At 33.9% G+C, this 20,210-nt stretch carries 10 protein-coding genes; 1 reads left to right on the plus strand and 9 read right to left on the minus strand.

What is annotated here, in order from left to right:
* Window positions 1-113 precede the first annotated feature (113 nt).
* The 9 genes from UH7x_RS14705 to UH7x_RS14745 all read right to left on the minus strand — a co-directional run bounded on the left by UH7x_RS14705 (window position 114) and on the right by UH7x_RS14745 (window position 18,564).
* Window positions 114-2,597 (minus strand): ABC transporter permease, encoded by a 2,484-nt coding sequence (locus UH7x_RS14705; RefSeq protein ID WP_482360678.1) that lies wholly within the window; start codon window positions 2,595-2,597, stop codon window positions 114-116.
* 26 nt (window positions 2,598-2,623) lie between these two features.
* Complete coding sequence (locus UH7x_RS14710) at window positions 2,624-5,011, minus strand: ABC transporter permease (protein ID WP_482360679.1); 2,388 nt, start codon at window positions 5,009-5,011, stop codon at window positions 2,624-2,626.
* An 8-nt stretch (window positions 5,012-5,019) separates the two neighbouring features.
* The gene (locus UH7x_RS14715; protein WP_482360680.1) at window positions 5,020-7,416 is read right to left on the minus strand and encodes an ABC transporter permease; all 2,397 of its coding nucleotides are present in this window, start codon (window positions 7,414-7,416) and stop codon (window positions 5,020-5,022) included.
* 223 nt (window positions 7,417-7,639) lie between these two features.
* Complete coding sequence (locus UH7x_RS14720; RefSeq protein WP_482360681.1) at window positions 7,640-10,057, minus strand: ABC transporter permease; 2,418 nt, start codon at window positions 10,055-10,057, stop codon at window positions 7,640-7,642.
* Window positions 10,058-10,167: 110 nt separating this feature from the next.
* Window positions 10,168-12,600: an FtsX-like permease family protein gene (locus tag UH7x_RS14725; RefSeq protein ID WP_482360682.1), complete on the minus strand. Its 2,433-nt coding sequence runs from the start codon at window positions 12,598-12,600 to the stop codon at window positions 10,168-10,170.
* A 39-nt stretch (window positions 12,601-12,639) separates the two neighbouring features.
* Window positions 12,640-15,069, minus strand: a complete 2,430-nt coding sequence (locus UH7x_RS14730) for an ABC transporter permease (protein ID WP_482360683.1) — start codon at window positions 15,067-15,069, stop codon at window positions 12,640-12,642.
* Window positions 15,070-15,166: 97 nt separating this feature from the next.
* Window positions 15,167-15,862 (minus strand): ABC transporter ATP-binding protein, encoded by a 696-nt coding sequence (locus tag UH7x_RS14735; protein WP_348146920.1) that lies wholly within the window; start codon window positions 15,860-15,862, stop codon window positions 15,167-15,169.
* 61 nt (window positions 15,863-15,923) lie between these two features.
* On the minus strand, window positions 15,924-17,174 hold the full coding sequence (locus UH7x_RS14740; protein WP_482360684.1) for an efflux RND transporter periplasmic adaptor subunit: 1,251 nt from the start codon (window positions 17,172-17,174) through the stop codon (window positions 15,924-15,926).
* Window positions 17,175-17,217: 43 nt separating this feature from the next.
* Window positions 17,218-18,564: a TolC family protein gene (locus tag UH7x_RS14745; RefSeq protein WP_482360685.1), complete on the minus strand. Its 1,347-nt coding sequence runs from the start codon at window positions 18,562-18,564 to the stop codon at window positions 17,218-17,220.
* Between the two features lie 283 nt (window positions 18,565-18,847).
* On the opposite strand from UH7x_RS14745, the gene UH7x_RS14750 reads away from it, so the two are divergent.
* Entirely contained in the window at window positions 18,848-20,209 is a 1,362-nt protein-coding gene (locus UH7x_RS14750) for a sigma-54-dependent transcriptional regulator (protein ID WP_482360686.1), read from the plus strand.
* Window position 20,210 lies beyond the last annotated feature (1 nt).

The raw sequence follows: 20,210 nt of genomic DNA on the forward strand, positions 1-20,210 counted from the left end.
AATCATTGTGTTAGTCTAATTGATTGTAGAGTAAACACACATGGCTGTAAAAAATATTGACAGATAGTGTACAATAATTTTACATAATTTTTTAATTATCTCTAAGTCTTAAATTATTCATTTCGTAACGCTTCTGCCGGATTTATTAAAGCCGATTTTAACGATTGCGATAGTATTGCAATTGCAGCAACAACTAATACAATAAGTAAGGGCATTAGAAACATCCAAACATTTAAATCAATTTTAAAGGCGTAATTGTCTAACCAGCTATTGGTGATTAGGTATATAATCGGCAAAGCAATCAGTCCTGATATTAGTACCAATCTCAATAGTTTTTTAGGAATTATGGAAAGCGCTTGTACAACACTTGCACCCATAACTTTACGAACGCTAATTTCTTTGGTTTTTTGCACTGCCATATGCGAGCCCAATCCAAATAGACCTAATGCCGCAATAAAAATCGCTAGTATGGAAAATATTAAGCAGATAGTACCAAATTTGGAATCGGCTTGGTACTGTCGATTGAAATAATCATTAATAAAAAATGAATTGTAAACATCATCTGGAAAGAACTCTTTGAATTTTTGTTCAATTTGATTTGAAGTCTCGCGAACATTTCCGCTAGCAATGTTAACTGTAACATAAGACGCTCCGAAGCCTTCAAAACTCATAAAGACAATAGGGTCATATGCTTTTTGTAATGATTGTTGATGGTGATCTTCAACAACACCTATAATTTCTGATATCCGATCTACTGGACCATACTTAAAAATCATTTTTTGGTTAATAGCATTTTCAGGCTCACTAAAACCTAATGATTTTGCTGCGGAACGATTAATAAGTACGCGGTGCCCTGTTGCCACAGGTCCAGTACGCGAATACATAGCGGTTGCATCTTCTTTTACAAAATCTCTACCGGCCAAAAGGTTGATTTCATATGTTTTAATAAAGTCTTCATCTATAATCACAAAATTTCCGTTAACCCCTTGTTCTAAAGGTTCATGAACTTGTCGTATAGTATTGCCTTTTACAATAGCGCTACCTGGCACTTCATCGGATAGTGCTACGTTGTTAATTTTTGGATCTTGAATTAATTCCCTTTTAAATGTTTCAATTTTATGAAAGGAGGTAGAATCTTTATAAGTTGGTGCACCAAGGACTAAATTTTGATTAGAGTTGAAACCAAGGTCTTGGTTTTGCATAAAAGAGAATTGATTGTATACGATATAGGTACCAGCAATTAGAGCAATAGAAATTGAAAATTGGGCAATTACTAAGCCTTTTTGCAATGCATTACCCTTTGAGGTTTTATGAAATTGTCCGCGTAATACTTCAATGGGTTCAAAACGTGATAATACAAAAGCAGGGTAGAGGCCAGCTAAAATTCCGCCCATTAAAAAGATACCTATCATGGCTAACCAAACTTGCCATTGGCCCCACATGCCAAAATTTAAAACTTCAATTCCTATTAAAGAATTAAAAGGTGAGAGTATAAGATTGATAAGAACAAATGAAATTAAGATGGCGAAGAAATTGATGATAAGCGATTCAAATAAAAATTGATTTATCAACACAGATCTGTGGGCGCCAACCACTTTTTTAAGACCAACTTCTTTGGCACGTTCCAAGGATTTTGCAGTCGATAAATTGATAAAATTTATCATGGCAATTGCAATAATAAAACCGGCAACTAAAAGTAAAAAGTATAGGGTGTTCGCACTACCATTAGCAGAAATTTCTTTTAATAAATTAGATTTTAGATGGATGTCTTTTACAGGCTGTAACGCGAATCTAGCTTCAAAACCATGCTCATTCATAATATCGCCCAAATATTTTTTCACAAAATCTGGAAACTTAGAATTGATAGCATTCGGATTTACTCCAGGCTTTAGTTTAACATAATTGTAAAATTCTGGCCATACCCAACTATTTGCAAAATCTCCCTCTTTGCCAAAAATGTTATAGGAGATAATCATACCCATGGGTAGGTGTGTATTTTGAGGTCGTTCCTTAAATACACCAGATACCTTTAGTGCAAAATTGTCATTAATCTCTAACAGCTTCCCAATAGGGTCTTCGTTCCCGAAAAAACGATGTGCTATTTTCTCGGTAATGATTAATGAATTCGTTTCATCTAGTGCTGTTGCAGGATCCCCTTGGATGAATTGAATATTAAAAAGATCTATAATAGAATTGTTGGCAAAATAGATATGATCATCTTTAGCATCAGTCTTTATCTCATCACCAAGAGCATTAGTATAGGACAGATTAACCGAACCTCCAAGTGCCATTGGTTTGTCTGCCAATCTAGCAAAACTTTCCACTTCTGGAAAATCTGCTAACATTGCAGCTCCAACAGTAGGGTGGTTTGTAGCGGAGGTTACAAAACCATTATCACCCAAATTAGTAGTTAAGGTTACTCGGTACAAATCATCGACACCTGTAATAAAATCGTCATAGCTTTTTTCAAAAGCAATATATCGCATCAGTAAAATAAAGGCAGTAATACCTATTGAAAGTCCAAAGACATTTATTGCAGTAAAAAGCTTGTTCTTTAAAAAGAATCGTAACGCGATTTTTAGATGATTTCTGAACATATCGTATGTATTTGGTTACTAGTTTTTCATTCTGTTCGTAGGCTTTTTACGGGGTTTATTGTTGCTGCTCGATAACTTTGCCAGCTAACGGTTAAGAGTGTCATTAAAATAACTACTCCTCCAGAAAATAGAAACATCCAAGGGCTTAGGGTAATTTTATAAGCAAAACCCTCCAACCATTTATTTACGGCGAAATATGCAAGTGGTATAGCTACAATAAATGATACCACTAGCCATTTAATAAAGTCACGATTAAGCAATGCTAAAATTTCGGTTCTACTAGCGCCATTAACTTTTCGGATTCCTATCTCTTTATACCTGCTCTGGGTAATCATAAGCGCTAGACCTAATACTCCCATCGTACACACAAATATGGATATAAGGGCAAATAATAAAATTAATCTTTTCTGAAGGAGTTCCATTTTATATACATTTTTATAAATTGAATCTACTTCAATATAATCTATGGGGTACTCCGGAAATAGGTTGCTCCAATTATTTTTTATACTTAAAAGAGCTTCCCTTTTAGATGTAGCACTATAAGAAATTACGATGCTATTTAACCAACTATTATCTCTTTTAAAAAGCACAAGTGGTTCTACTTTATTTTGTAATCCTGACAAATGAAAATCTTGAACTACGCCAATAATTTTCCCATCAGGAAGCGTTACCCCCGGTACAGGAGAAAGTAAAGAAAATTGCTTGTTAATAATAGCCTGTGGATCCTGAAAACCCAATTGATGTAACGCACTTTCATTGATTACGTATTCTCCATTGCCAGGTTCATCAATATTAGAATCGGTAAAATTTTTACCTCCTAAAAAGGAGAGTCCAAATACTTCTGCAAAAGAATAGTCAGCTGCAAAGACTCCAATTGCATTAGTGCCAGGTTCAGATTCAGGCGTATCTTGGAGGGTATAAGAAAACATGTCATGAGTTTCACTTCCGGGTGTGTCCATCATAGCCGAGACTGATGAAATACTACTTTCTTTTAGCAACTCCGATTTAAAGAGTCCAAAATCTTTTTGAATTTCGGAATGCACCAAAGGCAAGCAAATTATGTTTTCTTTAGCTCCCATAGCCTTGTCCATTGCAAAATTTGTCTGTTCAGAAATAACTACCACCATAATCAGTAAAACGATAGCGAGACTAAACTGGGTTATAAGTAAGGCTTTATGCACTTTTGTCTTCCTTTCATTTTGCAATCTTTTTTGCAGTGATGCTTTCTCAAAACGCTTTTTAAGTACTGGTTGTAAACCTGCAACAATCATTAATAAGGCTACGGTTACAATAGTCAATACAATAAAAAACTCATTGTTTTCTAAGAGGTTAAGTTGATAATTTTCATAAATCAACGTATTCACGGGGTACATTAAAACAAGTGTTACGATTATAGAAAACATTACAATCAATATACTTTCAATTAAAAAGTAGCTAATAATAAAGCGTTTGGAAGAACCTAGTATTTGGTTCATCGCTAAAAAGGTAGATAGATAACCCATCATTCCTATATTTAAACTTGCAAAGTTGCTTAGTGCTATTAATAAAAGAATAATACCTGCAATAACTAAAATCCAAATATTAGTCATGGAACTATTTGGTTCCATTTCACGAAATAAATCAGACTGCAAATGAATATCTCTTATATTCATCAAGTATGCTTTCACCTCAGAATTACTTATTGCATTTTCATCTGTAAATAATTCTGTTAGTGCTAGAGACAATTTACGTTCTACTAAATTGTGATTAGCATTTTCTTTAAAAAGTAAATATTGGTAAGCCCAACCTTGAATTTTATCTTTCCCTGGCATAAATAGAATATCAGGATGTAGGTGACTTTGCTGCTTAGAGTCTTCCATTACACCTGTTATTTGAAAATCTTCTTTTTTTGAATTAAAATGCCCTTTTGGTAAGGAGATTACTTTTCCGATAGGATTAATACTGCCAAAAATATTTTCAGCCAGTGATCTGGATACAACAGCAGAATTTGTATTTTGAAAAACAGTATTTACAGTCCCTTTTAATAATGGAATATCAAAAAGTTTAAAAAAAGTATCATCAACCAAAAAGCCTTGATCAATACTATAAAATTGCTCGTCATGTTTTATCAGCTTTCCGCGAATGGGAGCCATACGCAAGAAATCTTCAACTTCAGGAATTGCTTCTGTTATTACAGGTAAATCCTGTGACGAAAAAAAACGAGCAAAATGATTATTCTCTAAAAATGCTCGACTAGTAACCGTTAATCGATATATGTTTTCTGCTTTTGTAAATTGTTTATCGTAAGTCAGTTCATTTTTTATAAAAAGCGCGATAAATAAAATTCCACATAAGCCCAGCGATAGTCCAACAATTTTTATTCCGTTTAAAACGGGTCTTTTTTTGATGTTTCTTAAGGCGTATTTTAAGAGCATAATATTTTTTATTCCGTTCTCAAACTTTTTACAGGGTTTGCATTGGCAGCTTTAATTGCTTGGAAACTTACAGTAAGTATGGTTATTGCCATTGCACCGATAACTGCTAAGGCAAATATCCACCATTCCAATAACACATGATAGGGGTAGTCTTGTAGCCATCCATTCATCACATAATAAGAAATAGGAATTGCTATAAAACAGGATATAATTACCAATTTTAAAAAGTCTTTTGAAAGCATATTCCAAACATTAAAAACAGAGGCGCCTAATACTTTTCGTACTCCTATTTCTTTAGTACGTTGCTCTGCCACAAAAGATGTTAGTCCAAATAAACCAAGACAACTAATTAAAATAGCTAAGGCTGTAAAAACACCAGATAATGTTCCAATTCGTTCTTCGGCTGCAAACTTGTCACCATATTCATCATCAATAAAGTCATACTCAAAAGGCAAGTCTGGAAAATGTTGTTTAAATACGTTTTCGATTGTAGAAATATTTTGGGTAGCACTTTGCTGAGGGTTTAACCGTAGGTTGTAATAACTAGATCCATTTTTTGCATAAACGTATACGCCTTGTTTTACAGGTTGATAAGGGGACTGTGTTATCATATCCTGCACAACGCCTATTATTTTTAAAGGTGGATTTGGATCTTCTTCGTCATCATCTCTTAAAAATTTACCAACTGGGTTTTTTATGCCCATATATTTTACTGCAGTTTCATTGAGTAATACGGCATTGGAGTCAGATGCAAACTCTCTGGAGAAATCTCTTCCTTCAATAATTTTCATATTCAATGATTTCGCATATTCATGCGTGACTTCTGTCCACGCAAGATCTTCTTGAAATCCTTCTGGTTTTCCATCCCAAATAAAGCCACTTCTGTTCGACCATATTTGAGTTGTAGGGCTACTAGATGCGGACATTTCTATGATAGCATTTGACTTTAAAAATTCATCGCGCATTAAATCATACTTTCCGGCAAAATCGTTACTTAGGGTAGGAATCTGAACTAAACCTTCTTTGTCATATCCTACGGGTCTATTTTTAGCATGATTAATTTGTTGCATCACAATTACGGTCCCGATAATAAAGGCAACGGAAACTGTAAATTGAACAACCACTAAAATCTTACGTGGTAAGCCTGCATATTTTCCAGCTTTAAAGGTTCCCTTTAAAACATCAACGGGTTTAAACGATGATAAATATAATGCAGGATAGCTTCCAGCAGCCAATGCAGTTAAGAGTATAAATACAATTGAAATCAACCAGAAAATACTATTGTCCCATGGAAAACTAATTACTTTCTTAGATAAATCATTAAAGCCATCCATGGAAATTAAAACGATGATCACTGCAATAAAAAAAGCAAATAAGACCACTAAAAAAGATTCAATTAAAAACTGATAGATTAATTGATTTCTTTGCGAACCGATGGATTTGCGAATACCCACTTCTTTTGATCGTTTCTCGGAACGTGCAGTACTCAAATTCATAAAGTTGATGCAAGCCAAAAGCAATACAAAAGCACCAATAATTCCGAAAAGCCACACGTATTTAATTCGACCACCAGTCTGCTTGCCGTTTTCAAAATTGTTGCGTAAATACCAATCATTCATTGGTAATAGAAAAATTTGCGGATTGAATTCCGCATTATCTTTATCCGCTTCTTTCTTTACATTTAATATTGTTTGTGTAATGCCATCCATGGTAGTATTGTCCTCGATTTGGACAAACATCTGAAACGAATTATTTCCCCATTGGTCAACTGCATTTTTCATCCATTCTTGAGTGGCTAATAATTTATCCCAAGGCATAATAAATTCTAAATCATGAAAAGAATTATTGCTAGGAATATCTTCATAAACAGCTGTTACGGCAACATCATATTGATTATTTACTTCTACCGATTTGCCAATTGGATCTTCATTTCCAAAGAGAGCATTTGCAACAGATTGTGAAAGCATTACGGAATTGATATCTCGCAAACCATCCTTTTCACCTTTTATAATTTTAAGATCTAGCATTTCTGGTGCTGGGCGTTGCATATAATTACCAACCTTAGAAATGCTTTTTTCTTTATATCCCAGATACCTAGAAATATTCCAAGACGACATCACCAAATGTTTGAAATTATCTTGATAACCTTCTCGGAGAACCATTTCTAATGGTCGTGGTATCGCCGGGTTCGTATTAACTTCTCCGTTAAAGGTTTGCGATTGAAAAACCTGAGCAATTTGATTATGATTGCTGAAGTAATCATTGTGCGTTAATTCATCTTCAATCCAAAGACCAATTATTAAAGTTACGGCCATTCCCAAAGCAAGACCTCCAATATTTATAACGGAATAACCTTTATTTTTCCAGAGATTTCGCCAGGCAATTTTTAAATAGTTCTTAAGCATGATTGTTCGTTTTTTGATTGATGATGATGAATACTATTTAATTATGGACTAATTTCATGCCATAGTGCTATGTGTTTGTTTAACAAGGTGTTAAGGGGGAGTTTAATTTTAATAGTGTAAAATATTTTGACAGTACCTGTACAATATATTTACAAAGACTATTTTATTTACAAACTGTTACAGTGTTATAATTATCCGATAGTTAAAGCTAAGAAAATGTTTGTTATTCTTTTCTTAGACTTTTTAATGGTTGTATTAATGCTGCACTGACGGACTGATAACTTATAGTAAATAAAGCAATAGTTAACGCAATGAAACCCGCCAATAAAAATATTTGCCACCCAATAGTAATATGATAAGCAAAGTCTTGTAACCAACGGTTCATTAAATACCACCCTATTGGAATTGCTATTGCGATGGAAATTAGAATCAACTTCATAAAATCTAGCGTTAGTAGTTGATAAATACTTTTAAATGGAGCACCTAAAACCAAGCGAATACTTATTTCTTTTTTTCGCTGTTCAACCATAAATGCAGAAAGTGCAAAGAGACCCAAACAAGCTACAAAAATTGCAAAGAGTGCAAAGCTGTTAAAGAGTTGCCCCATCCGCTGTACATCGTCATGCATTTGTGTAAACTCCTGATCTAAAAAGTTATGATTCATAGATTGGTTGGGAATGTTTTTATCCCAAATAGTGGTAATAGAGGTTAATGCTTCATTAATATTTCCCTTTTCAAGTTTTATAGTCATAGCTCCAATATCATTTCCAATTACTAGCGATAACGATGAAATATCCTCCTTTAAAGATTTAAAATGAAAGTTATCTATAACTCCTGTAATAGTAAATGTTCGATCATTGTTATTAATTTCTTCACCTATAGGTTGGGTAAGCCCAAGCTCTTCAACCATTTTAGAATTAACAATAATTGAGGTAGTGGCATCCGTGGCATATTCTTTAGAAAAGTCTCGTCCTTCTTTAAGTGTAATACCCAAGGTTTTGATATAATCATAATCTACTTTCCAAATTTGGGCAGAAACACCTCTACTTTCGTTACCCTGATTTGCTAATCGAAATGTATTACCATTTCTACTACCGCCATCTATGGGCAAGTAATTAGTAGTTGTTACGTTTTTTACTTGTGGTAATTGCAATAACTGTTCTTTAAATGCATCAGAGCTTTTCCCTAGAATTTTGGTACCTTCTAAAATAACCACTTGTTCTTTGTTATAGCCTAGTTCTTTTTTAAGGATAAAATCCATTTGTTGGTAAATAATCAAGGTTCCAATAATTAGTATGACCGAAGTTGTAAATTGAAATACTACCAAGCCACTGCGTAGTTTGCCACTTTTTCCACCAAGACTTAAACTTCCCTTTAAGACATTCACTGGTTTAAAAGCAGACAAGTAAAATGCGGGATATAATCCAGCTAAAGCACCAACAACTAATGATGAAATTAATAGCGTTGGAATAAACCAAATTTCTGTCCAAGGCATGACGATTGTTTTTGAAGCGATGGTGTTAAAAGTGGGAAGTAGTGACCAAGCCAAAAGCGTACCTAGTAAAAATGAAAAAAGGCTAAAAAGTATTGATTCTGTAAGAAATTGATACACTAGATTACTTTTATAAGCACCAATAGTTTTTCTTAGTCCAACTTCTTTTGCTCTATTTGCAGATTTTGCCGTAGATAGATTAATGAAATTTATAACAGCCAATAATAGAACAAACCCAGCGATAGCTGCGAATAACCAAACAAATCGGATGTCACCATGTTTTAGTCCGTCTTGCATTTTCAAATCGGAATGCAAATGAATATCTGATATGGGCTGTAACTTATATTCAATAGTTTTAAGAACTTCAATAAAATCAGGTGCGCGCCCACGTTCTAGTTGTGCCGGGATTATGTAATTTTCAAGAATTGAGACCATTTTATTTTCCAACTGCGGCACATTCGCTTTAGGGTCGAGCAAAACATAAGTAAAGTAATTTGTATTGGTCCAACTCGCATTTTTATCCTCAATAGGTAATATAAAGTCGAACTGTAAGTGTGAATTTGTTGGTATATCTTTCATGACACCGGTAACTACATAAGGGGTAGCGGTTTCATTATCTAAAATAATAGTTTTCCCAATTGCTTTTTTATTTTGAAAATATTTATCAGCCTTGGTTTTTGATATGACAACACTTTTTGGAGCAGTAAGGGCAGTTTCTGTAGTACCTTCAATCAATTCTATTTCTAGAATATCGAATGCTTCTTGGTCTGCGAGAATAAACCCATCTTCAAAATTATTCTGCACTTCATTTTCTAGACGAATGCCGTGTTTACCAGCACCAAAAATTTCAATGGTATTTATTTTACCTGCCTTAATAATTTCTGGAAAATCGGATTCTAAAGTAGCTGCAAAAGGCAATTGAAAATGTGTGCTCTTTAAGGTTTCACCATTCATCTGCCCTTGCATAATTACTCTATAGAGTTGGTGTTTTTTAGCGTAATGTTCATCATAGCTAACTTCATTTTGTATAAACAAAGTAATTAGAAGACATGCAGCTATACCCAGTGAAAAACCTCCAACTTTAATGATAGTGAAAAGTCTATCTTTTTTGATATTTCGCCAGGCGATTTTAAAATAGTTTTTAAACATGCTTCTTATTTTAGTTGTTCGTTGCTCGTTGTCAGTTATTCGTTTTTCATTTTGTAATTTTTTGCTAATTGCTAATTGCTAATTGCTAATTGCTAATTGCTAATTGCTAATTATTCAGACCGTAAACTCTTTACGGGGTTAACTATAGCTGCTTTTATGCTTTGAAAACTAACGGTAACCACTGCCACTACAATTGCTAATAATGCTGCAATAGCAAAAATCTCCCAGCCAATATGTATTCGATATGAAAAATCCTCGAGCCATTTGTTCATGGCATACCAACCTAATGGTAGTGAAATACAAATACCAATCGCCACCAATTTTAGAAAGTCCATAGTAAGGCGATATGAAATTTGGCCGACAGTCGCTCCCAATACTTTTCGAACTCCGATTTCTTTGGTTCGTTTCTCGGCATTAAAGGCAGCCAATCCAAAAAGACCTAAGCAAGCAATAAAAATTGATAGAATTGTAAATACCATGAATATGCTACCGAGCCGTCGTTCGGATTCATAGGTATTATTGAAAGACTCATCCAAAAAGAAATAATTAAAAGGTTGTCCTGGTGCTATTTTATTCCATGAAGTTTCAATGCCACTAATGGCACTTGCCATATCTGCTTCGTTTATTTTTATGGATAGCATGCTAGAGAAGTCACCTATATAAAGACTTAATGCACCAACGTTTTCGCGAAGTGATTCAAAATGAAAATTCTTAACAACACCAATTACCTTATAAAAAAATGGATTTTCTACGCCGGCATCGCGCGAAAGTCGAATTCCTAATGCTTCTTCAGGCGATAACCCTAAAATTTTAATAGCTGATTCATTCAATAATATGGCTGTTGAATCGGTTGGAATTGTAGGATCAAAATCTCTTCCCGCAATTATGTCAATATCTAGCGTTGACATGTAATCGTGATCAACGGCCCATGTTTGCATGTTTAAGGCATCTTCTTGGTTGGGAGAGCCATCTTTAAAGAAGGTTGTATTATTTCTTGAAGAAGGAGTAGGAAGGTAGCTACTTAAGGTTGAAGTTTTAACCTGTGAAAGTTTTTCAACTTCTGCTTTAAAAGCATGCCTTTTGTTGTCTAAGGTATACACATCGTCAACTACTAAAATTTGATCTTTTGCAAATCCTACATCTTTACTTTGAATAAATTGCAATTGCTGGAATACGACTAAGGTGCTTACAATTAAAAAAACTGAAATAGCAAATTGAAAAATAACAAGGGAGTTTCTAACTTTCCCTCCGCCAATTCCTGTTGTGCCAGAACCCTTTAAAACTTTTACAGGCATAAATTTCGACATGAAAAATGCAGGGTAACTACCAGAAAGCAGGCCAAGTAAAAGTGTAGCTACCACTAATATAAGCCAGAAAAAAGGATTGCTAAAAGGTAATGTTATTAACCTTCCAGATAGCTCATTAAAAAATGGCAATGCAATTAATGCAATTACAATTGCTAACAGTAATGATATGAATGATATGAGTCCAGATTCGGTAAGAAATTGTTTTATTAAGTCACCTTTATTTGAGCCTAATGTTTTTCGAACTCCAACTTCCTTCGCTCTTTTTAAGGAGTGTGCTGTGGATAAATTCATAAAATTAACACTGGCTAATACAATCAAGAAAATGCCAATAAAAGAGAGAATGTATACATTTTCCATGCTACTGTTAGCACTTAGTTCAGTATCTCTATTAGAATGTAGATGTATATCTAAGAATGGAATTGTGCTATATATGAGATAATTACCTGAAGCTTCAAAGTCTTCTTGAGTCATTCCTGGGTAAATATGTTGTATCCACGGAATTAAATATTTACCCACCATATCTTGAATAATAGGAGTTACATCTTCTATGGACGCAGTAGGTAATAATTTTATATAGGTGTAGTAATTGTGACTTCCCCATTCACCTTCTTGCGCATCTTCATGACCAGCCATAGCCATAAAAATGGTATGCTCTCTTAAAAATGAATTTTTAGGCAGGTCTTCGATAATTCCTGTTACCGTATAGGTGTTTTCATTATTTAGTAAAAGTGTTTGATTAAGTGCATTGTTTATTCCAAAATGTTTTTCTGCCGCTGAGCGGGTCATCACTAAAGTATTGGGATTTTTTAGTGCGGTTTTAGGGTCACCAGAAAGGAATTCTATATCAAACATTTCAAATATACTGGCATCGGCAAATGCAATTCTAGCTTCCTTAGTATTGGCAGTTGCATTACTTTTACGAATTAAGGCACCACCGCGATTGCGAATTCGCGTGGTCATCTCAACTTGCGAAATGTCGTTTAGAATTGCTTCTGCCATTGGAGCAGATACTTCTGCAGAATTTGAAATTTCACCGCCAAACTTTATGTCAGCATTTACACGATAAATTCTATCTGCATCTGCAAACATTTTATCGAAACTAAATTCATCATATATGTATAACGAAATAAGCAAACCTCCTGCCATTCCAACTGCAAGTCCAAAGGTATTTAAGAAGGTAAAAAAGGGCTGTTTTTTTAAACTCCTCCAAGCGATTTTTATATAGTTTTTAAACATGATTCTCGTTTTTTGATTGATTTGATTGATGTTTTTATTTCATTCTGTGCGTAGGCTTTTTACAGGGTTTACCAAAGCTGATTTTAATGATTGAAATCCTACAGTAAGCAATGTGATAACTATGGCAAAGCCACCTGCCAACGCAAATACCCACCATTGAATATCGATACGATAGGTGAAATCTTCAAGCCATCGTTCTATAAAGAAATAGGCAATTGGAGTTGCAATTAAAAATGCAATGCAAACTAGTTTTATAAAATCTTTAGTAAGTAATTGAACTACAGAATTTATACTAGCACCTAATACTTTTCGTATGCCAATTTCCTTTTTCTTTTGTTCAGCAACATAAGAAATAAGACCAAAGAGTCCGAGGCAACTTATTAATATTGCTAGTAGGGTAAAGACCACAGATATTTGCCCCAATCTTTTTTCTTCATCATACAATTTCTCAACCTCTTTGTCAACGAACCTGTAATCAAACGGAACGTTATTCACAACGGCATTCCATTTATTTTCTAAACTAGAAAGCAGCTGGTCATAATTTTCACTTTCAGTTTTTATAAATAACCAGTTGGGTTCATTTTCTTTATGCAGAAACAAGGGTTCAATTGCATCTTTTAAAGTGGCATAATGAAAATCGGATACGAGGCCAATAATTTCCATTTCAAAAGTTTCATCTCCAAAACTTTGTACAAGTTTTGAATTTATCGCTTCTTCTCTTTTAATATTAAAAGCATTAATAGTAGCTTCATTTACAATAATTTGGTTGGTGGTATCTCCTTCACGGAAATCTCTTCCCTCTAAAAAGGGAATACCCATAGTTTTAAAATATCCATCGCTAACACCATTACGTTTTACTATTGTATTTTTCTCTCTGCTACCCCCAGGAAGATATAGTCCGTTATCCGCTAATACAATTTCTGACGGCGCATAGTTTCCGCTAGATACATTAAGTACGCCTGGGACATTTAAAAAAGCAGATTTTATAGATTCAAATTTACTTGAAGCTTCATTGGTACCTATCCGTAAGGCTAATAAATTATTTTTTTGAAAGCCTAAATTTTTACTCTGGGTATATTGGAATTGTTGTGTAATAACAATAACTGTTGCAACTAAACCTATTGATACCACAAACTGAAAAACCACCAATCCTTTTCTAAAATTACCATTTCCGGAGTTTAATAAATTAGCACCTTTTAGTGCTTTTACTGGTTTTATTGATGATAAAATAATTGCAGGATAAATCCCGGCAACAAGTCCCGTAAAAATTCCTAATCCCAATAAAATGAAACCAATTTCCCAATTTAATATATCAAGATAACTCAAAGATTCTTGAGTGAGATCATTAACGAAGGACAGCAAAAAGATAGCAATTGGTATACTTATTAGCATTGCAAATAATGATAATAAAAGTGATTCCCCTAAGAACTGTCGCATTAGGGCATTTTTGCCAGCACCCACTACTTTTCGAACACCAATTTCTTTAGCGCGTTTACTGGCTCTTGCGGTACTTAGGTTTATGAAATTAATACAAGCAACAAGTTGTATGAAAAAGGCAAGGGTTAATAGAAAGTATAAGTATTTAATATTTGAAACACTATCTATTTGGTTCTTACGACCGTCGGAATATAAGTGAATATCTGTCACTTTTTTAAGTGTAAGTATCTTGTTGTCCATGCCAGCATCGCTAAGATTTTTACTTCCTCTTTTTTGAATAAATTCAGGTAGCTTACTTTGCAAATTGGCCGCATTACTATTATTAGAAAGCTTTACGTAACTGTATACAAAATTGTTGGTAGCAAAATCGTCAAAGGTTTGTACAAATGTTCCCATACCTGGCGTACTCATGCTCACAATGTAATTTGGGTTAAGGTGAGTTTTGTCAGATTTCTCATCAAAAACTCCTTTTACGGTTAGTATTTGTGCGTCTTCACCGGTACCCCAAACCACCGTTTTATCCAATACATCATAATTGCCATACATTTTATTTGCCAATTGCGATGAAAGTACCAAAGCATTCGGTCCGTTAAGTGCAGTTTTACTATTGCCTTCTATAAATTTATAATCAAACATTTTAAAAAATGTTGAATCTGCCATGTAACTTCTAGGCTCATAAAAAGCATCTTTACTTTCAGATGCTCTTATTAAATTGCTGTAGAAAACATCAGTAAGTACAATTCTGGTAACTTCTTCTACTTCGCCAAAATCTTCTTTCATGGCAAAAGCAATGGGAGGTGAAGTGGTAGCAGAATTAAAACTTTCTTGCCCATCACGTTCAATTATAGTTTCTACTCTATAAATAGATTCCGCATCAGTGAAGTGAACATCAAAACCAAACTGTGCAAAAACATAAAGTAAAATAGTAAGGCAACTAACCGTACCTAATGTTAATCCCAACAGGTTAATAATGGTTTGTTGCTTATTCTTGGATAAATTCCGCCAAGCTATTTTGATGTTATTCTTTAACATAATTCTCGTTTTTTGATTGATGAAAACACTAATTGTCCGTGATTAAGGGACGATGATTGATTGATGAATAAACTCCTATAAATTCGAAAATTTATTTTTAAATGGTTGCGCCAATAGCTCTATTTTGATTTTCGGTAACTACTTGTCCATCGAATAAATTGATTACTCTGTGCGCGTAATGCGAGTCGCGATCAGAGTGTGTAACCATCACTATGGTTGTACCTTCTTGATTTAATTCGGTCAATAGGTTCATAACTTCAATTCCATTTTTAGAATCTAAATTACCTGTTGGTTCATCTGCAAGAATTAATTTTGGATTTGTAACAACAGCTCTGGCGATAGCAACACGTTGTTGCTGACCACCAGATAATTGATGCGGAAAATGTTTTTCTCTATGTGCAATTTTCATACGCTCAAGTACTTTCATAACCTTTTCACGTCGTTCACTTTTGCCCATTTTTAAATAGATTAATGGAAGCTCTACATTTTCGAAAACAGTAAGTTCATCGATGAGGTTAAAACTTTGAAAAACGAATCCTAAGTTTCCTTTTCGCAATTCGGTACGTTGGCGTTCTTTTAGTCCGCCTACTTCATGTCCTGCAAATTTATAACTGCCTTCGGTAGGGTTGTCTAACATACCAATGATGTTTAATAAAGTGGATTTACCACAACCGGATGGCCCCATAATTGCAGCAAACTCGCCATCGTCAACTTTGAAGTTCACATTGTTTAGTGCCAAGGTTTCTACCTCCTCAGTTCTAAAGCTTTTCTTTAAGTTTTGTATCTGTATCATATCTTGATTTGTAATTGATTGTTGTTATTAAAGACTTTCGTTTTTTAAGTTAGTGACAGTTTTATTTTAAAACTATTTTTTCGGCTTCACCGAATGAATCATAATTACTTGTAATTACTTTTTCACCCGCTTGTAAACCTTCTAATACTTCGTAATATCTTGAGTTCTGTTTTCCAATTCGTATATTTCTTTTTAGAGCTTCATCGCCATCTGTGGTAACCACAAAAATCCATTGGCCGCCAGTGCTTTGAAAAAAGCTTCCTTTAGGAAGTAGTAATGCATCACTAGATTCTCCTAATTGTAATTTAATATTGTAACTCTGTCCGGTTCTAATGGTTTCAGGTTTATCAGCAGTAAAAACTAAATCAACTTTAAATTTTCCATTTCTAACTTCAGGATACACTTTGCGAACACGAAGTGGAAATTCAGTTCCATTTCTTTCAATTGTTGCTATTAAATCACGCTGTACCCGATCGATATAATGTTCATCGATACTCGCTTCAATTTTATAATCAGTAAGTACATTCACTTGCCCTATTCGCTGTCCTTGTGTTATATTCTGACCAATTTCAGCATCGAGAAAACCTAATTGTCCATCGGCTGGGGCACGAACGTTGAGGTGATCTAGTCTTTGATAAACCATGCCTAAAGTTTTCTGCATCCGATTTAAATCTGCTTCTAAAACAGGTAGTGACTTACTTCGAACTTGATTATCATTCTCAGTCTGTACTTTTACAATTTCGTATTGCTTTTGAGATAATTCATAATTCTCTTTTGACAATTGATATTCTTCCTTTGATATTAATTCTTCTTCAAAAAGTGCTTGGTTTTGTTCAAAGTTTCTCTTCAATCGTTGTAACTCAGTACTCGCAGTTGCTAAAGATTTTCTACCTTCAACTTGTCTTGAATCAAACGTTAATTTGGTAGATCGCAAATCGTTTTGTTTTAGAGCTAATCCGCTTTCACTTTGCAAAATTTGTTCATACAAGTTAATGTTATCAAGCTTTAAAATAATATCTCCTTTTTTAACCATGGCACCTTCTTCTATTAATTTTTCTTCTACACGGCCACCTTCATAAGCATCCATATAAATAGTTGCTATAGGTGCTACATTACCATTAATAGTTATGTAATCATCAAATTTTCCTTGAGTTACATCGCCAATAGATAACTTATCTTTTTCGGTTCTAAACGTAGAAACTGATGTCGAAAATATTAGTTGATACCCAACAAAAAGCACTAGTAATCCAAGGGCAATATAACCGTAGTGTTTTGGGCGTAATCCTTTTTTCTTTTCTAATTGTATGTCCATTTTATTTTTTTGTTCGTTGACTGTTGTCAGCTTTTATTTTTTATTAATTGATATCAAAAACAGGTAATCCTTTATAAAAATCTAAAGTGCTTTTATTGATTTCTGATTTTAGTTTAACTTGTAAATTTTCGTTTTGTGCACTAGCAAAAAGATTTTTTGCGGTAAACAGTTCAATACCATTTATCATTCCTTTTTCATATCGTTTTTGAGCTATAGTAAAAGCTAAACTTTGTGCCTCCATTTTTTTTGTACTTAAATTAACTTCAACCAGTAAGGCATCGTATTCTTGCACCAATTGTTGAATGGTTTTAAACAACTCTTGTTCTTGTATTTTTAAATTATTCTCATTTCTTAAATGTTCAATTTTTGCTTGTTTTACGCGAGATCTCGCATACCAACCATTGCTAATGGGCACACTTAAATTTATACCAACATATCTAGAAGTGTTATCTCTAAATTGTTCACGAAAGGGTAGAGTATTACCTATTGTATCTCTTGTTGTTTCAAAATACCCGGTGCCAGTACCCGCGAATAAAGTTAATGAAGGATAAAGCCTGCCACGAGCTACTGCTACTTGTTTTTTAGCCGCCTTTGCTCGTAACTCTTGAGCCTTTATCAATGGAATAAATTCTCGAGCCATGGCATAAACAGAATCTGATTTTGTTTCATAAATAAATGTTTCACTTTCTTGCCTCGCTATTGATGTTAGAATATTAATATCACCAACATTTTCTAAATTCATTTCTTGAATCAATAGTAATTTGGCTGCCTTCAATTGATTCTCACTTTGTTTAAGGTTAAGTTTGTCTGTAAGTAAAAGCGACTGTGCTTCATAATGGTCGGCACCAGCTTTAAGTCCTAGTTCTATTTGTTTCTCTACTAAATTAAAGTTCGTTTGCGATACGTTTAATTGTTCATTAGCTATAGCAACCAGACCTTCATAAAATTGAATATCATAAAATGCTTGCATTATTCTAAAAGCCAGTAAATATTTTTGCTGTAAAGCCTCTTGTTGTGTAGCCTTATATAAAAACTTAGAAGCTTTAATAGAATTCAATTTTTGAAAACCTTGGAAAATGTCAATTGTAGATTCTAAAGAGTAGTTGTTAGAAAAGAAATCCGATGTTACCACATCATTGGTAAATGGGTCGGTACTTCTACCAAAGTTAATAGCGTAACTAGAAGAAGCATTTACATTTGGTAACAAATCTCGAATAGATTGTCTGTATGTTTCTTTACCAGATTGCTCTGTATAATTAAAATCTTTTATAGATAAATTGTGTTGCAATGCATATTCCACGCAGTTGGCTAAGGTCCATTTTTCTTGAGCAGAAACTGGTGTGCTTAAAAGCAGTAAAAAGAGAATAAATATTGAAAATTTCGGATTCATAATATATTAGTATGCCAAAGTGTATGCTACTCTTGTGCCAAAAAGTTATACTACTGATAATCAGTAATTTACAATAAATTCTGTATTTGTTCAATGTAAATGTTGTAAAATAGTTTGACAGCTATTGTAAAATAATTGGACACATTGTAAAAAAAGTAAATTACTAATTGTAGTTTTAAAAAAGCAATAATCCTTGTAGGTATAGTAGTTAATTGAGAGATTGTTGTCCTTTCAATTTATATGGAATGTTTTTTGGGGTGACTTTCAAATACAAACGTGAATTATGATAGAGGCTAAAATTTTGGTTGTAGATGATAATAAAAGTGTACTCAGTGCACTTGAGATTTTGCTACAGTTTGAATATAAAACAGTGGAAACTATTTCGAATCCCAATCAGTTACCTTCTTTTAAAAATTTAACTGATTTTGATATTGTATTATTGGATATGAATTTTTCGGCGGGTGTAAATTCAGGTAACGAAGGATTGTATTGGTTGCGAGAGATTAGAAAAAGAGCACCTCAAATATCTGTAATTATGATGACCGCCTACGGTGCGGTAGATTTAGCTGTAAAAGCCCTTAAAGAAGGAGCTTCAGATTTTGTACTAAAACCCTGGAATAATGATAAGCTTTTAGCAACAGTAAAATCTGCTTTTGAGTTACGGAAATCACGTAAAGAGATAAAACAATTAAAGCAAAAAGAAGATAACCTTAAGCAAGTAATCAACCAGAATAAGAATTATATAATTGGCAACTCAAGAGCTTTAAATGCGGTTCTTAAATTAGTAAGTAAGGTTGCAAAAACGGATGTTAATGTTTTGGTTACTGGTGAAAATGGAACTGGAAAAGAATTAATTGCCAGGGAGTTACATAATTTGTCAATGCGAAAGAATGAAGTCTTTATTGCGGTTGATATGGGGTCTATATCAGAAAATTTATTTGAGAGTGAGTTATTTGGTCATACTAAAGGTTCTTTTACAGATGCGAAAGAAGACCGTGCCGGTAAATTTGAGGCAGCAAATGGTGGCACTTTATTTTTAGATGAAATAGGAAATTTATCGCTACAGACCCAAGCTAAATTATTGTCTGCCATACAGAATAAGAAGGTGGTTCGTGTTGGTTCTAATAAGGCGATTTCTGTGGATATTAGATTAGTTTGTGCTACCAATGAGAATTTGGATAAAATGGTTGCAGACGGACTTTTTAGAGAAGATTTATTGTATAGAATCAATACCATTTCTGTTGAAGTACCAGCGCTTCGAGAACGTGATAACGATATTTTAGTTTTAGCTGATTTTTATTTGAAGAAGTTTGCTGCAAAATATGGTAAGCAAGGACTTCGAATAAATCAAGATGCGCAAGAAAAGTTATTATCGTATCCATGGCCAGGGAATGTTCGCGAACTATTGCATACGGTTGAAAGAGCTGTTATACTTTCAGAAGGAAATGTGTTAAAATCAGAGGACTTTTTGTTGAGTGTAAAATCCAATCTAACTTCAGAAATAGGATTAAAAACGTTAGAAGAGATGGAAGCGCAAATGATAATGAATGCACTTGCAAAAAATGACGGTAATTATAGTGCGGCTGCTGAGCAATTAGGTATTTCTAGACAGACACTCTACAATAAAATGAAGAAAATTAAGTGAT

The organism is Aurantibacter sp. UH7 (assembly GCF_056839165.1).

Coding starts and splice junctions, on each gene's coding strand:
- UH7x_RS14745 (WP_482360685.1), bottom strand. CDS start 18,564: ATGAATCCGAAATTTTCAATATTTATTCTCTTTTTACTGCTTTTAAGC.
- UH7x_RS14715 (WP_482360680.1), bottom strand. CDS start 7,416: ATGCTTAAGAACTATTTAAAAATTGCCTGGCGAAATCTCTGGAAAAAT.
- UH7x_RS14710 (WP_482360679.1), bottom strand. CDS start 5,011: ATGCTCTTAAAATACGCCTTAAGAAACATCAAAAAAAGACCCGTTTTA.
- UH7x_RS14725 (WP_482360682.1), bottom strand. CDS start 12,600: ATGTTTAAAAACTATATAAAAATCGCTTGGAGGAGTTTAAAAAAACAG.
- UH7x_RS14750 (WP_482360686.1), top strand. CDS start 18,848: ATGATAGAGGCTAAAATTTTGGTTGTAGATGATAATAAAAGTGTACTC.
- UH7x_RS14720 (WP_482360681.1), bottom strand. CDS start 10,057: ATGTTTAAAAACTATTTTAAAATCGCCTGGCGAAATATCAAAAAAGAT.
- UH7x_RS14740 (WP_482360684.1), bottom strand. CDS start 17,174: ATGGACATACAATTAGAAAAGAAAAAAGGATTACGCCCAAAACACTAC.
- UH7x_RS14730 (WP_482360683.1), bottom strand. CDS start 15,069: ATGTTAAAGAATAACATCAAAATAGCTTGGCGGAATTTATCCAAGAAT.
- UH7x_RS14705 (WP_482360678.1), bottom strand. CDS start 2,597: ATGTTCAGAAATCATCTAAAAATCGCGTTACGATTCTTTTTAAAGAAC.
- UH7x_RS14735 (WP_348146920.1), bottom strand. CDS start 15,862: ATGATACAGATACAAAACTTAAAGAAAAGCTTTAGAACTGAGGAGGTA.